The sequence below is a fragment of the Frateuria defendens genome (assembly GCF_001182895.1).
Taxonomy (GTDB): domain Bacteria; phylum Pseudomonadota; class Gammaproteobacteria; order Xanthomonadales; family Rhodanobacteraceae; genus Frateuria_B; species Frateuria_B defendens.
Map to the genome: position 1 here is coordinate 1 of NZ_LFQR01000081.1, position 18,421 is coordinate 18,421.

Sequence of the window (18,421 nt, forward strand, 5' to 3'; positions counted from 1 at the left end):
CCTGCCGCCCACGCTCCTAGCGCCGGCGCTTCACCCTCAAGGTCGGCGGCGGGCAACCGAGCAGTTCCGGTTGTCCGGCGAGGACCCGCCGAAGGCTGCTCTGTCCGTCACCGAAAACGTGCACGGGTGGTCATGCGGTCACCCTACCGCTTCGCTAAGGTGACCCTCGGCCGCAACCGTGCGGCTTGACTCAAGGAGCCACGGATGACGACCCGATGATGCGCCCCGCCGCCGTGCTGGCCAGCCTTGGCGCCGCCCTCTTGGTCGCGTGCGCTACGCCAGCGCACCCCGCGATGCCGCACGCGGCCGTAACGAAGCCGGCGCCCCCCTCCCCCGTTAAGGACCAACCCATGGTGTCATCCCTCGAAGCCCACGCGTTGCCCGGTGCACGGGCTGCTGCGGACCACCTCCTTGCATTTCTGTCGACCGTGAGCAGCTCCGAGATGCTGGTGCCGGCGCAGATAGGAAAAGCGTTCGGAGTGACTCTTGGCCCCGACGCCGAAAATGGCGCGGGCTGGACGGTCTATCACAGCTCGGACCTTGGCCACGGCTGGACCTACTGGGTGCAGCAATCCGACGCGAAGCCGTCGATGAAAAATGGCTTTAGCTTTTGGTTTGACCATCCGGACCGGACCGCCGACGCTACCCCGGTGTGTGCGTTGCCCCTGGACCGACTGCGCGCGACGCTGACCGCCCACGGCTGGGTTGAGCGGCCAGTGCCCTCGGAAATCGGCAGCATTTTGGCGATTGAGTTTGCCAAGAACGATATTGTGCTGACGCTGACGCCGCGCGATGGCACCGACATCAACGGCATCGCCTGCGTGCTCTCTCTGCAAACCGCCGACGGTCGCTGACCACGAAGGATTCGCCATGGCCACGCCCCATCCCGCCCTTGATGCCGCGGTTCAGCAGTTTGCGCAGCAGCCAGGGGTGACCCCGGCCCAAGTGACTTCGCTGAGCGCAGCACTGTCATCGGACCCCGGTTTGACCCAGCAGTTGGACGCGCAAGCCAGCAGCGGTGCATTGCACGGCTTTGTCGCGGCCGCCCCCGGCTCGCCCGACCGCCCCGTGGGTGAATACGACCGCTCGACCCGGACGATGACCCTGCCCGCTTCGGCCTTCCCGGGCTCAGGGTCGAGCCCGGACCTGCATTCAGTGCTGCGGGTGCAGGCCATGGTCGTGGACTTTGCCGGCAAGTCGTATCCGGATGCTGCCGGCGCCATGCACCCGGTAAGCCCGGACATGCTCAATAACTTGCAGGGCACGCTCAACAGTTCGCCCGCTCTGGCTGAAGAAATCAAACGCGCGGCGACGACGACCGACCCACTGCAACCGCAGCACCGCATTCTTGAGTCGTTCGCCTTTACCGCTCCCGGCGCGGGTGTTGGGGGCAGCTTCAATGCGCCTGGGCACGCGATGAATTTGGTCAGCGAGTCGCTGATGACCGTCGGGTCCAACAGCGTGGCCCAATACAATCCGCACGATTTGACCTTTGTCATTGGGCACGAGGTCCAACACGGCTTCAATGCTCAAACCGCGGCCCAAGGGCGCACCGCGTTTGTGACCGATGTGCGGGCGATGGCAGCCACACCCAGCCCCATTCACGGCTACACGCCGCTCGTCGAACGGCACATTCAAAGCGGGCGAGAAGACGAGGCCAGCGCGCAAATTGCCGGGTGGAACGCGTTGCGCAGCCGAGTCGAGCACGACCAGGGCAGCGTGACCTTGGCGGACCTGCATAAGGTTGCGCCGTCGCGAACGGCTGACTTCATTGAGCGTCCGCATGGCAGCTGGGTTCCCCACCCCAATGTGCAGCTCAATCCCGATTTGAGCATGCCGCACACGCCCGCGAACGTGGCCGCGATGGGGCACAACTATTTTGACCGGCCTACTGCCGCGCACTTACAGCCCGGCGATACGCGCAACCCCATGGGCTTGGGCCACGGCGGTGCTGAGGATTATCCGAACTACTACGCCGGCTGGGCCGTTGCCGTGATTGGCTCGGAAGAGCGCGCCGCGGTCCATCCCCATGGCGTCACGCCCCAGGTGCAAATCAACATGGCGCACGCGGGGCTTTACGAAGACATGATGGAAAAGGCGGGGCTGAATCTTGCCCCCTCCATGCAATCGGTGCCGTATCTCGACAGCAGCACCCAACCGGCGACGGCGCATCGGTTTGACCATACGGCGGACGGCCCGCACAAATACCAGCATGTGCCGGTAGCACCCAACCGGCTGGACGACCCTGGCCATCCTGACCACACGCTCTACCAACAAGCCCGCGGCCATGTGGTGGCCTTAGACCAAAGCCTCGGTCGCACCCCAGATGTGCACACCGACCAGTTGGCTTCAGCCGCCGCGGTGCAGGCCCGCGCGGATGGATTGCAACGGATTGACCAAGTGGCACTGTCGACCGACGGTCAGCGGTTGTGGGCCGTGCAGACCCCGCCGGGACGCACCGACCACCTGTTCGACTTGCGCACGAGTGTCCCAACATCGGAAGCCATGACGCCGATGCATGAGAGTGCCGCGAAGTGGCCCGAGGCCATGCAGCAATTCCAGCAGACCCAGGCGCAGCAGCAAGTCCAAAGCCAGCAAGTTACCCAGGAGCAAGCTCAGGGACCAGTGATGAGCCACGGCGGCCCGCGTTAGCCGGTGTTGTGGATAATCCCCAGTGAGGGCTGCGGAGGATGGTGACGGGCTATCAGCCGAGGCGGCTGGAACGGGTGCCCCCGTGGCCGGCCGGAATACGGTGGGCTCGATGGGATGCAGCCAATCGGCCGCCGAAGCGATGGCCGCTGCTGTTGGTGCGACGGTCGCGTCCGTGGGCCAAGCGTGTAAGCGTAAAGCTTCGCCGTGGTGACATCGCGTGCCCAACGACCGCTTGATGACACCGAGACCGAAGTGATGGCGCAGGTCCGCCGGCACCACCAGGCGGAACGCGAAAATGCCGCTTGAACGGCGAACGAGATGATGTGCGAGGCGCATAGCTTGACCCAGCGACACGTCCCATCCGCAAATCGGACATAAAAAAAGGCCCTGTAAAAAAAAAACAGGGCCTTTCGGTGTGGCTGGGAGACTAGGATTCGAACCTAGATAAACGGAGTCAGAGTCCGTTGTCCTACCGTTAGACGATCTCCCAAAACCTGGCGGAAGGCTGCGCTCTGACCTGGGGCAGCGTTCCGTCGAAGCGGCAATTCTACAAAGAGAATTAGCGCTTCGAGAACTGGGTGGCGCGGCGGGCCTTGTGCAGACCGACCTTCTTGCGCTCGACCTCACGGGCGTCGCGGGTGACGAAGCCGGCGCGGCGCAGCGGCTGCTTGAGGCTTTCGTCGTACTCGATCAGCGCGCGGGCGATGCCCAGGCGGATCGCACCGGCCTGGCCGGTGATGCCGCCGCCGGCCACGGTGACCTTGATGTCGAACTTGTCGGCCGTCTCGGTCAGCTCGAGCGGCTGGCGCACGATCATGCGCGAGGTCTCGCGGCCGAAGAACTGGTCGAGGGTCTTGCCGTTCACCTCGATCGCGCCGCTGCCCTTGCGCAGGAACACGCGGGCGGCGGAGGTCTTGCGGCGGCCGGTGCCGTAATTCTGCTGAATCGCCATGATGTTTCCTTAGATTTCCAGCGCCTGCGGCTGCTGCGCGGTGTGCGGGTGCTCGGCGCCACCGTAGACCTTGAGCTTGCGGTACATCGCACGGCCCAGCGGGTTCTTCGGCAGCATACCCTTGACCGCGATCTCGATCACGCGCTCCGGGTGGGTCGCCAGCAGGTCCTTCAGACTGGTGGTCTTGAGGTTGCCGACGTAGCCGGTGAAGCGGTGGTACATCTTGTCGTCCAGCTTGGCGCCGGTGACCGCGACCTTCTCCGCGTTGACCACGACGATATAGTCGCCGGTGTCGACGTGGGGGGTGAATTCCGGCTTATGCTTGCCACGCAGACGGCGAGCGATCTCGGTGGACAGACGACCCAGGGTCTTGTCCGTCGCGTCGATCACGTACCAGTCGCGCTTGACGCTTTCCGGCTTGGCGCTGAACGTTTTCATTTCGGAATACCTGTCTGCCGCCGCGAAGGCGGTACACGGAATCGGTGGAACAAAGGCGCGAGATGATAGCGAAGCTTTCATCCATCGCGCAAGCCCACCGACCGGCGGGCTGCGAGCTGGAAATCATAGCATGGTCTTCACGCCCGATGAAAGCACCCGCAGCGCTTCGGCGGCGCGAGCGCCCGAACGCGGATGATCCACCCCTTGGCCTGCGGCCGCGGCTGTCGTCCAATACCGTGACGGCAGCCTGGACTGGCATCGCCCCGCCCGCTACGCAGCACGGCGCCCGGCCCGGCCGAGCGCGCCCCTTCGCTTCGAGGTACCCCATGAACGCACGCACCCTTACCCCGCTGGACCACCTGCTCGCCGGCTTCGAGCGCGCGCTGGAAACCGTCTCCGGCGCGCCCGAGGCCGTCCGCCCCTCGCCCGCCGCGGCCCTGGACGAGGTGGATCTGGACGAGACCGAGCGCCGCCACGTCGCCGGCCTGATGCGCATCAACCACACCGGCGAGGTCTGCGCGCAGGCGCTCTACGACGGCCAGTCGCTGCTGGCGCGCGACGAGGCCACCCGCGCCTACCTGCGCCACTCCGCCGCCGAGGAAACCGACCACCTCGCCTGGTGCGCCGAGCGCCTGAAGGAGCTGGACAGCCGCCCCAGCCTGCTCAACCCGCTGTGGTACGCGGGCAGCTACGCGATCGGCGCGCTGGCCGCGGCGATCAGCGACGCGGTGAGCCTGGGCTTCGTGGTGGAGACGGAGCGCCAGGTGGAAGCCCACCTCGGCGAGCATCTCGAACGGCTGCCGGCGCAGGACGAGCGCTCCAAGGCGATCCTCGAGCAGATGAAGACCGACGAGGCCGGTCACGCCCTGGCGGCGCGCCAGCGCGGCGGCATCGACCTGCCGTTCCCGATCCCGGGGCTGATGCGGCTGGGCTCGATGGTGATGAAGACGGCGGCCTACCGGGTCTGAGCCACCCCGCGCCGCCGCACCCCGCCGCCACCGGACAGACCGACGGCGGTGTTGCCGCCCGCCCTTCACCGGCACGGTGGCACGGTCACGCCAGCACCGACCGGGAAAAGAGAAACCCCGCCTGCGGCGGGGTTTCTCATCTCGACCGGATTGCTCCGGCGGTCACATCAGGTTGCGGCCGTGGAACAACTCCTCGATCTCGCGCCTGAGCAGCGACTCGATGCGCTGGCGCTCCTTGAACGAGAGGTCGTCGGCGTGGGCCTCGAACAGGTAGGTGTCGAGGTCGAAGTCCTTGATGTGCATCTTGGTGTGGAACATGTTCTCCTGATACACGTTCACGTCGAACATCTCGTACTTCTGGCGGATGTGGCGCGCCAGGTAGTCCTGCACCGAGTTGATCTTGTGGTCGATGAAGTGCTTCTTGCCCTTCACGTCGCGGGTGAAGCCGCGCACGCGGTAGTCCGCGATCACGATGTCCGACTCGAAGCTGTCGATCAGGTAGTTCAGCGCCTTCAGCGGCGAGATCACGCCGCAGGTGGCCACGTCGATGTCCGCGCGGAAGGTCGCGATGCCGTTGTGCGGATGCGTTTCCGGATAGGTGTGGACGGTGATGTGGCTCTTGTCCATGTGCGCCACCACGGCACCGGAGATGGTGTCGCGGCCGAGCTTCTCCACCACCGGCTCCTCGGAAATGAGGATGGTCACCGAGGCGCCCTGCGGGTCGTAGTCCTGGCGCGCGATGTTGAGGATGTTGGCGCCGATGATCTCCGCCACGTCGGTGAGGATCTGGGTGAGGCGGTCGGCGTCGTACTGCTCGTCGATGTACTCGATGTAGCGCTGGCGCTGCTCTTCCGACACCGCGTAGCAGATGTCGTAGATGTTGAAGCTCAGGGCCTTGGTCAGGTTGTTGAAGCCCTGCAGGCGCAGGCGCGGGAGCGGTTTCACCACGGCGACTCTCCATGACCGGGTCGGTCAGCAGATGAGGCGGGTTAGCTGCAAGGGTCCCCGCGGATTGCTTTAAGGCGCGGAAGGACCCTTGTCCTCCGCACCCTCGGACCGGCGCGCGACCAGGGAGCCGCGCACCGAAGGACTGCGAAGTATGCGGCAAAAAAAGGAAAAACAGAACCTTCGGCAGGCCGCCGTGGTTTGCCATAATGCCCGGATGCAGGGGTAAGGGGCCATCAGGCACACGGTGTCGCAGCCGCGACAGCACTCAAGAACAACTTCTTCATACCGGAACGATCCGTGGCGCAACTCAAGTATCAACTTCAACAGGCTTTCGAACGCTCCCAGGCACCGCTCGGCTTCGCGCCCGATCCCAGTTCGATGGAACGTTTCCTCGCTCTGTGCCATCGCCGCCGCTACCCCGGCAAGACTGCGATCATCCGCCCCGGCGACCCGGCCAACACGCTCTACTACGTGATCGAGGGCTCGCTGGCGGTATGCACCGAGGACGAGCAGGGGCGCGAGCTGATCCTCGCCTACATCAGCCGCGGCCAGTTCATCGGCGAGATGGGGCTGTTCGTGGAGCAGGCGCAGCGCGAATCGCTGGTGCGCACCCGCACGCCGTGCGAGATGGCCGAGATCAGCTACGAGCGCCTGTTCCAGCTGATGGCCGGCCCGCTGCGCGAGGAGTGCCCGAAGATCCTGTTCGCCATCGGCTCCCAGCTCACCAACCGCCTGCTGCGCACCTCGCGCCAGGTGAGCCGGATGGCCTTCATGGACGTCACCAACCGCATCTCGCGCACCCTGCTCGACCTGTGCCAGGAGCCCGATGCGATGACCCACCCGGAAGGCACCCAGATCCGCATCTCGCGGCAGGAAGTGAGCCGCATCGTGGGCTGCTCGCGCGAGATGGTGGGCCGCGTGCTCAAGCAGCTGGAAGAGCAGCGCATGATCGACGTCTCGGGCAAGACCATCGTGGTGCGCGGCACCCGCTGAGCGGCCGCAGCCGGCCCGCCTCGCCGGGCCGCCCTGCGACAAGTCGCCACACCCTGCCCACCCCTTCGCGCAACTTCTCGCGTTGAGAGGCGATCTGTCGCAGGGCTAGAATCGTCGGGCTCGATGCCTCCGGAGCACTTCGCCCCGCCCGCACCGGGCTCGCTTCCATCCCACGCGAGGTTCAGCACATGAAGCAATGGTCCAAGCCGCAGATCCGCGAGATCAGCGTCGGTTGCGAAATCAACTCGTACTACTCGGGCGATTTCTAAGCCAGCCGTATCGCCGCTTCCGCCCGTTGTCCACCGGATACTGTTTTGTCGCATAACGATTCCTGCGCGATGCGCATCGTGGTTCTGGGGGCGGCGGCCGGAGGTGGTTACCCGCAGTGGAACTGCCACACGCCGGCCAGCCGGCGCGCCTGGGCACAGCAGCCCGGCAGCAAGCGCCGCACCCAGGCCAGCATCGCGGTCAGCGCCGACGGCGAGCGTTGGCTGCTGATCAACGCCTCCCCCGATTTCCGCCAGCAGATCCTCGCCACGCCCGCGCTGTGGCCGCAACGCGATCTGCGCCATTCGCCGATCCACAGCGTGCTGCTCTCCAGCGGCGAGATCGACCACATCGCCGGCCTGCTCTCCATGCGCGAGCGCCAGCCGTTCGACCTGTGGGCCAGCGCCCGCGTGCTGGAACTGCTGGCGCAGAACCCGATCTTCGACGCGCTCGACCCGGCCTACGTGACGCGCCGGGCATTGGCGCTCGATGCGCCGCTCGCGCCCGGCCCCGCCGACGCGCCGCTCGGCCTCACCGTCACCCCGTTCAGCGTGCCCGGCAAGGTGCCGCTGTTCATGGAGGGCCGCAGCGGCGGCAACCTCGCCGGCTCGGCGGAGGAAACGCTGGGCCTGGAGATCGCCGCCGGCGGGCGCCGCTTCTACTACATCCCCGGCTGCGCGGCGCTCACCGACGCGCTGCGCGAGCGGCTGCGCGGCGCCGAGCTGGTGTTCTTCGACGGCACCCTGTGGCGCGACGACGAGCTGCTCCAGGCCGGCGTCGGCCAGAAGACCGGCCAGCGCATGGGCCACCTGAGCATCGACGGCGAGGCCGGCACCCTGGCCGCCTTCGCCGGACTCGAGGTGGCGCGCAAGGTCTTCATCCACATCAACACCACCAACCCGATCCTCGACGAGCACTCGCCCGAGCGCGCCGTACTGGCCGCGCACGGCTGGGAGGTGGCCGAGGACGGCATGGAGATCCGCCTGTGAACACGCCCCTCGTCGGCCCCGACGAACTCGAAGCGCAGCTGCGCGCCATCGGCGCCGAGCGCTACCACGACAAGCACCCCTTCCACGCCCTGCTCCACGGCGGCAGGCTCGACCGCGGCCAGGTGCAGGCCTGGGCGCTCAACCGCTACGAGTACCAGCGCTGCATCCCGCTCAAGGACGCGGCCATCCTGGCCCGCATGGAAGACCCGGCGCTGCGCCGCATCTGGCGCCAGCGCATCCTCGACCACGACGGCGAGCACGCCGGCGGCGGCGGCATCGCCCGCTGGCTGCACCTCACCGACGCGCTGGGGCTGGACCGCCAACTGGTGGAGTCGGGCCGCGCGCTGCTGCCGGCCACCCGCTTCGCGGTGCAGGCCTACATCCACTTCGTGCGCGAGCGCAGCCTCTTGGAGGCGATCGCCTCCTCACTCACCGAGCTGTTCTCGCCGCAGATCATCAGCCAGCGCGTGGCCGGCATGCTGGCCAACTACGACTTCGTCTCGCGCGAGGCGCTGGCCTACTTCGACAACCGCCTGAGCCAGGCCCCGCGCGACGCCGACTTCGCGCTGGACTACGTGAAGCAGTACGCCCGCACGCCCGAGCAGCAGGAGGCCGTGCGCGCCGCACTGCGCTTCAAGTGCAGCGTGCTGTGGTCGCAGCTGGACGCGCTGTACCTGGCCTACGTGGAGCCCGGCCTGATCCCGCCGGATGCGTTCCGGCCGGAGCCGGCGGCGTGAGCGCGCTGGCCGGGAGTGCGGTGCCGCGCCTGCTGCCGGGCATGCGGCTGCGCCGCGACCTGGTGCGCGACCAGTGGGTGCTGCTGGCGCCCGAGCGGGTGATCGAGCTGGACGACATCGCCTACGAGGTGGTCTCGCGCATCGACGGCGTGCGCAGCGTGGACGCGCTGGTGGACATCCTCGCCGCCGAGTTCGACGCCGACCGCGCCCAGGTGGCCGCCGACGTACTCGACCTGCTCGACGACCTGGTCGCCAAGCGCGTGCTGGGCGCATGAACGCCCTCCCCGGCGCCACCCCGCCCGCGCCGCCGCTGGCGATCCTGCTGGAGCTTACCCACCGCTGCCCGCTGGCCTGCCCGTACTGCTCCAACCCGCTGCGACTGGTGGGCATGCGCCAGGAACTGGCCACCGAAGACTGGCTGCGGGTGCTCGACCAGGCCGCCGAGCTCGGCATCCTGCAGGTGCACTTCTCCGGCGGCGAGCCCAGCCTGCGCAAGGACCTGCCGCAACTCATCGCCCATGCGCGCGAGCGCGGCCTCTACAGCAACCTGATCACCTCCGGCGTGGCGCTGGACCGCGCGCGCCTGGCCGCGCTGGTGGAGGCCGGCCTCGACCACGTGCAGCTCAGCATCCAGGACAGCGAGGCGGAGGGCGCCGACCGCATCGCCCACTACCGCGACAGCCACCGCAAGAAGCTGGCCTTCGCCGGCTGGGTGAGCGAGCTCGGCCTGCCGCTCACGCTCAACGCGGTGGTGCACCGGCACAACGCCGGGCGCGTGCCGGCGATGATCGAGCTGGCGCTCGAACTCGGCGCCGGCCGGCTGGAAGTGGCGCACACCCAGTACTACGGCTGGGGCCTGAAGAACCGCGCCGCGCTGATGCCCACGCGCGCCCAGCTCGACCTCGCCACCGCCGCGGTGCAGGAAGCGCGCGAGCGCCTGCGCGGCCGGCTGGTGATCGACTACGTCACCCCCGACTACTACGCGCGCCGCCCCAAGGCCTGCATGGGCGGCTGGGCGCAGCGCTTCCTCAACGTGACGCCGGAGGGCAAGGTGCTGCCCTGCCACGCCGCCGAAACCATCCCCGGCATGCGCTTCGATTCGGTGCGCGAGCGCTCGCTGGCCGACATCTGGCAGCACTCGGAGGCCTTCCTGCGCTACCGCGGCACCGACTGGATGCCCGCGCCCTGCCGCGGATGCGAGCGGCGCGAGATCGACTGGGGCGGCTGCCGCTGCCAGGCGCTGGCGCTGAGCGGCAGCGCGGACCGGGTGGACCCGGTGTGCGAACTCTCGCCCGACCACGAGGCCGTGCAGCAACTGGCCATGCGCGAGGCCGCCGAGCCGGCGCCGCCGTTCGTCTACCGCAGCATCAAGGGCGCCTGAGCGCCCTTGCACGGTTCTGTTGCACGGTTCTGTTGGAGCGCGCCTTGCGCGCGACAAGCCTACGCAGCGGCAATGCCGTGACGCTGCGGTCGCGCGCGAGCGCGCTCCTTACAGGCAGGATCAGTACCAGCTCACCCGCGTTACCGCGCGGCCGAGCTTCTTCTCCAGCCTCTTGCACAGCGCCGGGGTGCCATTCACCAGCACCGCCTCGCCGGCCGCCTTGAGCATCGGCAGGTCGTGCACGGAGTCACTGTAGGCCAGCGCCCAGCCGTCCACGCCGTGCTCGGCCAGCCGGCGCAGCTTGGCCGGGCCGAAGTTGTGCCGGCGCACCCGCATGCCCGACCAGCCGGGGCCCAGGCGCGAGGCCAGGATCTCAAGCCCCTCCAGGCCCAGCTCGTCGAAGATGCCGCGCACCAGCACCTCCTCGCAGCCGGTGACCACGATCACCCGGTCGCCCGCGGCCTGGTGCCGGCGCAGCGCCTGCAAGGCATCGCGGTTGAAGCGGCGCGGCTGGCGCACCAGCGCGGCGGCGAAAGCCTGCGCGGCCCGCGCGTAGCGCCGCTCGTCGAGGCCGGCCAGGGCCAGGTGCACCAGCGAGCGCAGCAGCCACCAGCGGCCGAACAGCAAACGCAGCAGCAGCCACGGCAAGGCCAGCGCCGCCAGCAGCTTGCGCAGCGGCGAACGCGCGTAGCGCTCGCGCACGAACAGCCCGAAGGCGTCGCCGTGGATCAGCACGCCGTCGAAGTCGAACAGCACCGTGCGCACCAGCGCAGGCGCCGCGGCGGCCTGGGCCGGCGCGGCTTCGGGTTCCGCGTTGTACATGCCGTCAGTCCGTGGCGAACAGCTTCCTGAGTTCGCGCCCCGGATCCTCCGCGCGCATGAAGGCCTCGCCGACCAGGAAGGCATTGATGCCGGCGTCGCGCAGCAGGGCCACGTCCTCCGGCGTGTGGATGCCGGACTCGCTGACCAGGATGCGGTCGTACTCCACCAGCTGCTGCAGTTCCAGCGAGGTGTCCAGCGTGGTCTGGAAGGTGCGCAGGTTGCGGTTGTTGACGCCGATCAGCGGCACCGGCAGGGCCAGCGCGCGCTCCATCTCTTCCGCGTCGTGCACTTCGCACAGCACGTCGAGGCCGAGCTCGGCGGCGAGCAGGGAGAGTTCCAGCAGCTCCGCGTCGCCCAGCGCGGCCACGATCAGCAGGATGCAGTCGGCGCCGAGCGCGCGCGACTCGTAGACCTGGTAGGGGTCGATCACGAAGTCCTTGCGCAGCACCGGCAACGAGCAGGCCTCACGGGCCTGGCGCAGGAACTCCTCGCTGCCCAGGAAGAAGTCCTTGTCGGTGAGCACGGAGAGGCAGGCCGCGCCGCCGGCCTCGTAGCTGCGCGCGATCGCGACCGGGTCGAACTGGGCGCGGATCAGGCCCTTGCTGGGGCTGGCCTTCTTCACCTCGGCGATCACCGCGGGCAGGCCCTCGGCGATCTTGGCCTCGATGGCCTCGGCGAAGCCGCGCGTGTCGGGCATGTCGGCGGCGCGGGCGGTCAGCTCGGCCAGCGGCAGCCGGGCGCTGCGCTCGGCCAGTTCTTCCGTCTTGCGGGCGAGGATGCGTTGGAGGATGTCGGTCATGGTGAAACGTATCCGCGTCGTAGGTGGTGCAGGGCGTGGGCCGGGTCGGCCATCGTCGCGGCGGCGGCGCTCGCGCGGGCCACGTCGCTACGCCGCCGCCGCGAGCTGCTGGGTGGCCGCCACGAAGGCGTGCATTTTCGCACGCGCCGCGCCACTGGCGATGGCCTCGCGCGCGCGCGCGATGCCCTCGGCGATCGAGGCGGCCACGCCGGCCGCGTACAGCGCCGCGCCGGCGTTGAGGCAGACGATATCGTGCGGCACGCCCGGGCGGCCATCCAGCGCCTCCAGCAGCATGGCCCTGGACTCGTCCACGTCGGCCACGCGCAGGTTGCGGCTGGAGGCCATGGCGAGGCCGAAGTCCTCCGGCTCCACCTCGTACTCGCGCACCTCGCCGTCCTTGAGCTCGCCGACGAGGGTGGCGGCGCCGAGCGAGATCTCGTCCATGCCGTCGCGGCCCCACACCACCAGCGCGTGCCGGGCGCCGAGCTGCTGCAGCACGCGCACCTGGATGCCCACGAGGTCGGGGTGGAACACGCCCATCAGGATGTTCGGCGCGCCGGCGGGGTTGGTGAGCGGCCCGAGGATGTTGAACAGCGTGCGCACGCCCATTTCCTTGCGCACCGGCGCCACCACCTTCATCGCCGGATGATGGTTGGGCGCGTACATGAAGCCGATGCCGGTCTCGGCCATGCAGGCGGCCACCTGCGCGGGCGAGAGGTCGATGCGGGCGCCGAGCGCCTCCAGCACGTCGGCGCTGCCGGACTTGGAGGACACGCTGCGCCCGCCGTGCTTGGCGATGCGCGCGCCCGCGGCGGCGGCCACGAACATCGAGGCGGTGGAGATGTTGAAGCTCGACGCGCCGTCGCCGCCGGTGCCCACGATGTCCACGAAGTGCGGGTGCGGCGGCGCCTCCACCTTGGCGGCCAGCTCGCGCATCACGCGCGCGGCGCCGGTGATCTCGCCCACCGTCTCTTTCTTCACGCGCAGGCCGGTGACGATGGCCGCGGTCATCAGCGGGCTCACCTCGCCGCGCATGATCTGGCGCATCAGCGCGATCATCTCGTCGTGGAAGATCTCGCGGTGCTCGATCGTGCGCTGCAGGGCTTCCTGGGGCGTGATCGTCATGTCGCTTCCACTCACGCGGCCAGCTTCCGTTGCGGCAGGCCGAGGAAGTTGGCCAACAGGTCGTGGCCGTGGCGGGTCAGGATCGACTCGGGGTGGAACTGCACGCCCTCGACCGGCAGCGTCTTGTGGCGCAGGCCCATGATCTCGTCCAGCGAGCCGTCGGGCTTCTGCGTCCAGGCGGTGACTTCCAGGCAATCGGGCAGCGAGCCCTGCTCCACCACCAGCGAGTGGTAGCGGGTGGCCTCGAACGGGGTCGGCAGGCCGGCGAACACGCCCTGGCCGCGGTGGAACACCGGCGAGGTCTTGCCGTGCATGATCTCCTTGGCGCGGATCACCTTGCCGCCGAAGGCCTGGCCGATGGCCTGGTGGCCCAGGCACACGCCGAAGATCGGCACCTCGCCGCCCAGCTCGCGCAGCACCTTCAGCGACACGCCGGCGTCGTCGGGCGTGCCCGGCCCCGGCGAGATCATGATGTGCGTGGGCCGGAGCGCGCGAATGGCCGCCACGTCCAGCGCGTCGTTGCGCACCACCTTCACCTCCTGGCCGAGCTCGCCCAGGTACTGCACGAGGTTGAAGGTGAAGCTGTCGTAGTTGTCCAGCATGAGCAGCATGGCTGCATGACCTCTCGATGGAACGGATCGCCGCGCGCGGCGGGCGCGCGGCCCTTGCGCGCGTTACACGGACGCCAAGCATAGCGTCCCGCCGCCGGCCTTGCCGCCCGCGTCGATTTGCCACGCGCGGCGTCCTCGGCCGGAAGGCCTATGCCTGTCGCGTCAGGCTGTCCGTGGCGAGGCCGCGGAGGGCACGGCCATCGTACCGCCCGCTCAGCCGGCGGATTCGAGGTGCGGGCGGGTCAGCGCGGCGAACCATTCGGCGAAGACGTTCAGGCGCCGCGAGCGCTGGCGCCGGTGCGGATAGAGCAGCGAGATGGGCATGGCGTCGGCGCGATGCGCCGGCATCACTTCCACCAGTTGCCCGGCATCGAGCAGGTGCTGCACGTCGAAGCGCGGGATCTGGATCAGCCCCAGGCCCGCGAGGCAGCAGGCGATGTAGCTCTCGGCGTTGTTCACCGCCACCGGGCCCGCTACCGGCACGGCGTGCTCGCGGCCGTCGGCGAGGTACTCCCAGGGCAGCGCCCGCCCGGTGGTCGGCGAGGCGTAGCCCACCGCGTCGTGGCCGTGGGCGAGTTCCTGCGGATGGGCCGGCGAGCCGCGCCGGCGCAGGTAATCGGGGCTGGCACAGTTGACCAGGGCCAGCCGGCCCAGCGGCCGCACCACCAGGCTGCTGTCGTGGAGCCCGCCCACGCGCACGGCGCAGTCCACGCCTTCGCGCACCAGGTCGATGGCGCGGTCGGTGGAGCCCAGCACGAGTTGCAGGCGCGGATAGCGGCGCAGGAAGCCGGGCAGCGCCGGCGCGATCAGCCGGCGGGCGATGCGGCTGGGCACGTCCACGTTGAGGCGGCCGGACACCTCGTGCTGGCGGGCCTGGAACAGCGCGTCACCAGGGTGACGATCTTGCCGTGGTCGTTGACGTGCTTGCCGGCCTCCCTGAGGAAGAAGAACGCGGTCTTGGCGTTCACCGCGCTCATCTGGTCGTACTCGTCCTCGGAGATCTCCACCAGCGGCTTCTTGAGCACCTTGCCCACGGTGTTGATGGCGATGTCGGGCGGCCCCACCGCGGCGACGGTGTCGGCGAACAGCTTCTCCACCGCGGCGGCGCGGGTCAGGTCGGCCTGGAAGGCCACCGCCTGGGCGCCGGCGGCCTGGATGGCGGCCACGGTGGCGTCGGCCTCGGCCTTGCTCGAGGCGCTGTTGTACTGGATGGCCACGGCCTTGGCGCCCTGCCGGGCGAGGTCGCGGGCGATCAGGCCGCCGAGGTTCTTGGCGCCGCCGGCGATGAGGGCGACCTTGCCCTGGATGGTGTGCGTCGTCATGGGAACTCCTTGCCGCGTTGGGGAGCCAAGGAGTCTAGGCAGCCTGCATAGTTGGGATAAATCCGCTCAATCTGGATAGATCGTCCAGCCAGGCCGGTCAATCGAGCACGGCGCGCGCCGGCGTCTCCACGTGCGGCAGGCCCCGGCCCCGGAGCCGAGACTCCCCGGCGCAGGAGCAGGCGCTGTCCGTTGAGTCCGCTGGGGAAAGCGTCGGAGGCCTCCCGCCCGCCGTCACGGCGCCGCGAGGCGCGGCAGCTGCCAGGACGCCGCCAGCCGCGCGTAGGCCTGCCGCGGCAGCAGCACGAACACCGGCTGCTCGTCCGGACGCAGCCAAGCCAGCAGCGCGCGCATGGTGGCCTCGGCCATCGCGGTGCAGCCGGTGGTGGCGTCGTGCGGGGATTTCCACAGGTGGCCGAAGATGCAGCTGCCGGCCTGCGCCCGCGCATCGGCATTGTGCGCGATCACGAAGCCGAGCTTGTAGCGCTGGTCGCCGTGCACGTGGAGGTCGCGGCGCATCGGCTCGGTGGAGCCCTTCACCGCCGCCTCGCCCACCTTCGCCGCATCGACGATGCGGTTGTAGAGCGGCGAGCCGCTGACGTCGATGCAGTAGTCGCCCGCCGTGAGCGCGCGATAGGGCATCGCCGTGGTGGCGCCCGCCGCGTAGCCGAAGGCGATGCCGAGCCGGAACACGCCGGCCGGGCTGCGCCCGTCGCCCTCGCGCTTGCGCGGCCCCTCGCCCGCTTCCGGCTGCAGGCCACGGCCCCAAGCCGCGCCGGCATGGCCGATGGTGACCGGCGCGGCGAGGCCCGCCGCGCGCCAGCCCTGCCCGTCGCGCACGAAGGTCTGCAAGCTGCCGTGGTCGGCGTTCCAGTCGGGCGTTACCACCAGGATCAGCTGGCGCGCCTGCGCCCAGCCTGCCGTGGCTGCCGGCGCCGGGCCGGCGGCGGGGTCGGCCGCCGCCGGCAGCGCGCCCGCCAGCAAGGTCAGGCCGGCGACCCGCCAGCCAAGGCGCCACGCGCGCCGCATCGAAACCGCCCTGCCCATTCCCGTCACCTCGCTCATCGCCTTTGGTCCGTGCGGCGGGTTCGCGGCCTGCCGCATCGTGACTCGTTGTGTCGTCGGCCCTTCCATCTGCCATGCCGTTTTTTTCTCTGCGCCCGGAGTTCGCCCAACCTCCCGGAGCCATACGGGACAACGCCTCCCCCTGCGTGCAGGGCGAGGTCGGGCGGGGGAAGCCTTGCCTCGAGGCAAGGGCTTACCCCTCCCCAACCCTCCCCTGCACGCAGGGGAGGGAGCAAGCGGAGGGCCTTGGACAGACTCTCACGGTTCGAGCATGCGCCGGATGCGCTCCTGGCTCGCCAGGAACTGTGCCTGCCGGCGCTCGTCCTCCTCGCACAGCCACACGAACACGCCGTCCAGCAGGTGCTGCAAGGCCGCCTGGTAGAGCAATGGACGGATATACGGCCGTTCGTCGTGCGCCGACACCACCAGGGCGACGTCGGCCATCGCGCGCAGCGGGTTGGCGGAGTGGCGCGTCACCGTGACCACCTTGCCGCGGCGCTCGCGGAACAGCCGCGCGATCTTGCACAGCGCCGGGTGGTTGCCGTGCTCGCAGAACACCAGCAGCACGTCGCCCGGCCCGGCGGCGGCGAGGCTGGCGGTGATGCGCGCGGTGTCGAAGCTCTGCACCACCAGGATGCCGAGCAGGGCCAGGCGCAGCGCGAAGCCGCGCGCGGCCGCGTCGTCCTCGCCCAGGCCCACGGTGAACACGCGTCCGCCCTTGCCGGCCCGCGCGATCGCGGCGGCCACCGCCTGCACCGTGGCCGGCGGGTTGAGCAGGCGGGTGGCCTCCTCCGCCACGCTCTTGCAGCGCCACAGCGCGGCGGCGGCTTCCGGCGTCTCCGCCTGCGCGGCATCGACCTCGGCGGACTCGCCGTGGTCGGCGCGGGCGATCGCCTCGCCCACCGCATACTTGAGGTCGGGGTAGCCCTTGAAACCCAGCTTCTGGGTGAACTTGACCACGCTGGACTGGCTGATGCCGAGCGCGCTGGCGAGCTGCTGGGAGGAGTAGTCGCGCAGGAGCTGCGCGTTCTCCAGGATGTAGTCGGCGATGCGCCGCTCCACCGCCGACATGCGGTCGCGCTCCGAGCGGATCTTCACCAGCGCCGACATGCTCCCCGCCCCCTCCGTCCAGCCCGTTGCATCGCTTGCCGGCCGTGCCCGCGCCGGCGTTCGCCGAGTGTGCCTCAATCGAACCTGCTCCCTATCGAGCCTGCTTCAATCCATCCCGCTTCGATCGGTCCTGCTTCGATCGATCCCGCTTCAATCGATCATGTCCAGGCCGCGGATCTCGCGGATCCCCAACCCCGGCGCGTCGGTGATGGTGATCTCCGACTCGTTGAAGATCACCCCGCCGTCCACCGGGTTGAAGCGGCCCAGGGACGGCCCGTCCAGGTCCACCTTGGTGATCACGTCCGCCCTGGCCACGGCCAGGTGCACCGCCGCGGTGACGCTCACGGCCGCCTCCAGCATGCAGCCGATCATGCACTCCACGCCGTACAGCGCGGCGATGTCGGCGATGCGGATGGCGTTGGAGAGGCCGCCGGTCTTCATCAGCTTGATGTTGATGATGTCGGCCGCGCGAAGGCGGATCAGGTCGATCACCTCCTGCGGCCCGAACACGCTCTCGTCGGCCATCACCGGCGTGTGCACGCGCTCGGTCACGTAGCGCATGCCTTCGAGGTCGCGCGCCTTCACCGGCTGCTCCACCAGCTCCAGCCGCACGCCCGCATCTTCGAGCGTCTGCAGCGCGTACACCGCCTGCTTGGCGGTCCAGCCCTGGTTGGCGTCCAGGCGCAGCAGCGCGCGGTCCGCCACCGCCGCGTAGATCGCCTTGACGCGCTCGATGTCCACGCCGATGTCCTTGCCCACCTTGATCTTGAGCGACTCGAAGCCGCGCTCCACCGCCGCCACCGAGTCGGCCACCATCTTGTCGATGTAGTCCACGCTGATGGTGATGTCGGTAGTGATCACCGGGTCGCCGCCGCCCAGCAGGCGGTACAGCGGCGCGCCGTAGAGCTGGCCCCAGAGGTCGTACACGGCGATCTCCACCGCCGCCTTGGCGCTGGTGTTGCGCTCCATCGCGCCCTGGATCAGCCGGGTGAGGCGGTTGAGGTTGGCAACCTCCTGCCCGATCAGGCGCGGCGCGATGTAGTGGCGGATGGCATCGAGGATGGAGCCGTGCGTGTCGCCGGTGATCACCGCCGTGGCCGGCGCCTCGCCGTAGCCGACGTGGCCGGTGTCGGTGTGCACCATCACCACGATATCCTCCACCTCCTCGACGGTGCGCAGCGCGGTCTTGAACGGCGTCTTCAGCGGCACCCGCAGCTTGCCGAAGCGGATCTCGGTGATCTTCAT

21 protein-coding genes, 1 tRNA gene and 1 pseudogene are annotated in these 18,421 nt (G+C 69.2%); 9 read left to right on the forward strand and 14 right to left on the reverse strand.

Going from position 1 to position 18,421, the window contains the following annotated elements; translation table 11 throughout:
• Positions 1–350: 350 nt before the first annotated feature.
• A complete protein-coding gene (locus ACH65_RS11725) occupies positions 351–854 on the forward strand; it encodes a hypothetical protein (protein WP_153242578.1) in 504 nt (167 codons plus the stop codon).
• A 16-nt stretch (positions 855–870) separates the two neighbouring features.
• Complete coding sequence (locus ACH65_RS11730) at positions 871–2,652, forward strand: XVIPCD domain-containing protein (protein ID WP_049622788.1); 1,782 nt, start codon at positions 871–873, stop codon at positions 2,650–2,652.
• Between the two features lie 216 nt (positions 2,653–2,868).
• Here ACH65_RS11730 and ACH65_RS21175 read toward each other — a convergent pair.
• The 4 genes and pseudogenes from ACH65_RS21175 to rplM form a co-directional block, all read right to left on the reverse strand.
• Positions 2,869–2,988, reverse strand: a pseudogene (locus tag ACH65_RS21175) (DUF6538 domain-containing protein); the annotation flags it as partial.
• Positions 2,989–3,068: 80 nt separating this feature from the next.
• Positions 3,069–3,142, reverse strand: a tRNA-Gln gene (locus tag ACH65_RS11735).
• Between the two features lie 69 nt (positions 3,143–3,211).
• Entirely contained in the window at positions 3,212–3,604 is a 393-nt protein-coding gene (gene rpsI / locus ACH65_RS11740) for a 30S ribosomal protein S9 (protein ID WP_049622789.1), read from the reverse strand.
• 9 nt (positions 3,605–3,613) lie between these two features.
• Positions 3,614–4,042: a 50S ribosomal protein L13 gene (rplM, locus tag ACH65_RS11745; protein WP_049622790.1), complete on the reverse strand. Its 429-nt coding sequence runs from the start codon at positions 4,040–4,042 to the stop codon at positions 3,614–3,616.
• A gap of 326 nt (positions 4,043–4,368) precedes the next feature.
• On the opposite strand from rplM, the gene coq7 reads away from it, so the two are divergent.
• A complete protein-coding gene (coq7, locus tag ACH65_RS11750; protein WP_049622791.1) occupies positions 4,369–5,010 on the forward strand; it encodes a 2-polyprenyl-3-methyl-6-methoxy-1,4-benzoquinone monooxygenase in 642 nt (213 codons plus the stop codon).
• Between the two features lie 162 nt (positions 5,011–5,172).
• On the opposite strand, the gene speD is transcribed toward coq7, so the two are convergent.
• A complete protein-coding gene (speD, locus tag ACH65_RS11755; RefSeq protein WP_049622792.1) occupies positions 5,173–5,958 on the reverse strand; it encodes an adenosylmethionine decarboxylase in 786 nt (261 codons plus the stop codon).
• A 297-nt stretch (positions 5,959–6,255) separates the two neighbouring features.
• Between speD and crp the strand changes: the two genes are divergently transcribed.
• From crp to pqqE, 6 genes are all read left to right on the forward strand, one after another.
• A complete protein-coding gene (gene crp / locus ACH65_RS11760) occupies positions 6,256–6,951 on the forward strand; it encodes a cAMP-activated global transcriptional regulator CRP (protein ID WP_049622793.1) in 696 nt (231 codons plus the stop codon).
• Positions 6,952–7,139: 188 nt separating this feature from the next.
• Complete coding sequence (gene pqqA, locus ACH65_RS21180; protein ID WP_049622794.1) at positions 7,140–7,220, forward strand: pyrroloquinoline quinone precursor peptide PqqA; 81 nt, start codon at positions 7,140–7,142, stop codon at positions 7,218–7,220.
• Between the two features lie 69 nt (positions 7,221–7,289).
• A complete protein-coding gene (gene pqqB / locus ACH65_RS11770) occupies positions 7,290–8,207 on the forward strand; it encodes a pyrroloquinoline quinone biosynthesis protein PqqB (protein ID WP_049622795.1) in 918 nt (305 codons plus the stop codon).
• A complete protein-coding gene (pqqC, locus tag ACH65_RS11775) occupies positions 8,204–8,944 on the forward strand; it encodes a pyrroloquinoline-quinone synthase PqqC (RefSeq protein WP_049622796.1) in 741 nt (246 codons plus the stop codon). Before pqqB ends, pqqC begins: the two co-directional genes overlap by 4 nt.
• Entirely contained in the window at positions 8,941–9,219 is a 279-nt protein-coding gene (pqqD, locus tag ACH65_RS20585; RefSeq protein WP_049622797.1) for a pyrroloquinoline quinone biosynthesis peptide chaperone PqqD, read from the forward strand. The genes pqqC and pqqD overlap by 4 nt, the downstream gene beginning before the upstream one ends.
• Complete coding sequence (pqqE, locus tag ACH65_RS11785; RefSeq protein ID WP_049622798.1) at positions 9,216–10,325, forward strand: pyrroloquinoline quinone biosynthesis protein PqqE; 1,110 nt, start codon at positions 9,216–9,218, stop codon at positions 10,323–10,325. The genes pqqD and pqqE overlap by 4 nt, the downstream gene beginning before the upstream one ends.
• A 120-nt stretch (positions 10,326–10,445) precedes the next feature.
• On the opposite strand, the gene ACH65_RS11790 is transcribed toward pqqE, so the two are convergent.
• From ACH65_RS11790 to ACH65_RS11830, 9 genes are all read right to left on the reverse strand, one after another.
• Positions 10,446–11,147: a haloacid dehalogenase-like hydrolase gene (locus tag ACH65_RS11790; protein ID WP_049622799.1), complete on the reverse strand. Its 702-nt coding sequence runs from the start codon at positions 11,145–11,147 to the stop codon at positions 10,446–10,448.
• A 4-nt stretch (positions 11,148–11,151) separates the two neighbouring features.
• A complete protein-coding gene (trpC, locus tag ACH65_RS11795) occupies positions 11,152–11,946 on the reverse strand; it encodes an indole-3-glycerol phosphate synthase TrpC (RefSeq protein WP_049622800.1) in 795 nt (264 codons plus the stop codon).
• A gap of 87 nt (positions 11,947–12,033) precedes the next feature.
• On the reverse strand, positions 12,034–13,071 hold the full coding sequence (trpD, locus tag ACH65_RS11800) for an anthranilate phosphoribosyltransferase (protein WP_049622801.1): 1,038 nt from the start codon (positions 13,069–13,071) through the stop codon (positions 12,034–12,036).
• Positions 13,072–13,082: 11 nt separating this feature from the next.
• Positions 13,083–13,682, reverse strand: coding sequence for an anthranilate synthase component II (locus ACH65_RS11805; protein WP_049622802.1), 600 nt, complete (start codon positions 13,680–13,682; stop codon positions 13,083–13,085).
• 213 nt (positions 13,683–13,895) lie between these two features.
• The gene (locus tag ACH65_RS11810; RefSeq protein WP_202594197.1) at positions 13,896–14,540 is read right to left on the reverse strand and encodes a LysR substrate-binding domain-containing protein; all 645 of its coding nucleotides are present in this window, start codon (positions 14,538–14,540) and stop codon (positions 13,896–13,898) included.
• On the reverse strand, positions 14,489–15,004 hold the full coding sequence (locus ACH65_RS11815; RefSeq protein WP_202594198.1) for an SDR family NAD(P)-dependent oxidoreductase: 516 nt from the start codon (positions 15,002–15,004) through the stop codon (positions 14,489–14,491). Before ACH65_RS11815 ends, ACH65_RS11810 begins: the two co-directional genes overlap by 52 nt.
• A 231-nt stretch (positions 15,005–15,235) precedes the next feature.
• Positions 15,236–16,030: a L,D-transpeptidase family protein gene (locus tag ACH65_RS11820; RefSeq protein ID WP_049622803.1), complete on the reverse strand. Its 795-nt coding sequence runs from the start codon at positions 16,028–16,030 to the stop codon at positions 15,236–15,238.
• 294 nt (positions 16,031–16,324) lie between these two features.
• Complete coding sequence (locus ACH65_RS11825) at positions 16,325–17,176, reverse strand: MurR/RpiR family transcriptional regulator (protein WP_049622804.1); 852 nt, start codon at positions 17,174–17,176, stop codon at positions 16,325–16,327.
• 150 nt (positions 17,177–17,326) lie between these two features.
• Entirely contained in the window at positions 17,327–18,421 is a 1,095-nt protein-coding gene (locus ACH65_RS11830) for a dipeptide epimerase (RefSeq protein ID WP_049622805.1), read from the reverse strand.

What these genes read in the sequence shown, in the direction of transcription:
- ACH65_RS11805 (WP_049622802.1), bottom strand. Translation starts at nt 13,682, where the DNA reads ATGCTGCTCATGCTGGACAACTACGACAGCTTCACCTTCAACCTCGTG.
- rpsI (WP_049622789.1), bottom strand. Translation starts at nt 3,604, where the DNA reads ATGGCGATTCAGCAGAATTACGGCACCGGCCGCCGCAAGACCTCCGCC.
- coq7 (WP_049622791.1), top strand. Translation starts at nt 4,369, where the DNA reads ATGAACGCACGCACCCTTACCCCGCTGGACCACCTGCTCGCCGGCTTC.
- ACH65_RS11830 (WP_049622805.1), bottom strand. Translation starts at nt 18,421, where the DNA reads ATGAAGATCACCGAGATCCGCTTCGGCAAGCTGCGGGTGCCGCTGAAG.
- ACH65_RS11815 (WP_202594198.1), bottom strand. Translation starts at nt 15,004, where the DNA reads ATGACGACGCACACCATCCAGGGCAAGGTCGCCCTCATCGCCGGCGGC.
- pqqA (WP_049622794.1), top strand. Translation starts at nt 7,140, where the DNA reads ATGAAGCAATGGTCCAAGCCGCAGATCCGCGAGATCAGCGTCGGTTGC.
- ACH65_RS11820 (WP_049622803.1), bottom strand. Translation starts at nt 16,030, where the DNA reads ATGCGGCGCGCGTGGCGCCTTGGCTGGCGGGTCGCCGGCCTGACCTTG.
- trpD (WP_049622801.1), bottom strand. Translation starts at nt 13,071, where the DNA reads ATGACGATCACGCCCCAGGAAGCCCTGCAGCGCACGATCGAGCACCGC.
- rplM (WP_049622790.1), bottom strand. Translation starts at nt 4,042, where the DNA reads ATGAAAACGTTCAGCGCCAAGCCGGAAAGCGTCAAGCGCGACTGGTAC.
- ACH65_RS11790 (WP_049622799.1), bottom strand. Translation starts at nt 11,147, where the DNA reads ATGTACAACGCGGAACCCGAAGCCGCGCCGGCCCAGGCCGCCGCGGCG.
- ACH65_RS11730 (WP_049622788.1), top strand. Translation starts at nt 871, where the DNA reads ATGGCCACGCCCCATCCCGCCCTTGATGCCGCGGTTCAGCAGTTTGCG.
- pqqE (WP_049622798.1), top strand. Translation starts at nt 9,216, where the DNA reads ATGAACGCCCTCCCCGGCGCCACCCCGCCCGCGCCGCCGCTGGCGATC.
- trpC (WP_049622800.1), bottom strand. Translation starts at nt 11,946, where the DNA reads ATGACCGACATCCTCCAACGCATCCTCGCCCGCAAGACGGAAGAACTG.
- pqqB (WP_049622795.1), top strand. Translation starts at nt 7,290, where the DNA reads ATGCGCATCGTGGTTCTGGGGGCGGCGGCCGGAGGTGGTTACCCGCAG.
- ACH65_RS11825 (WP_049622804.1), bottom strand. Translation starts at nt 17,176, where the DNA reads ATGTCGGCGCTGGTGAAGATCCGCTCGGAGCGCGACCGCATGTCGGCG.
- ACH65_RS11725 (WP_153242578.1), top strand. Translation starts at nt 351, where the DNA reads ATGGTGTCATCCCTCGAAGCCCACGCGTTGCCCGGTGCACGGGCTGCT.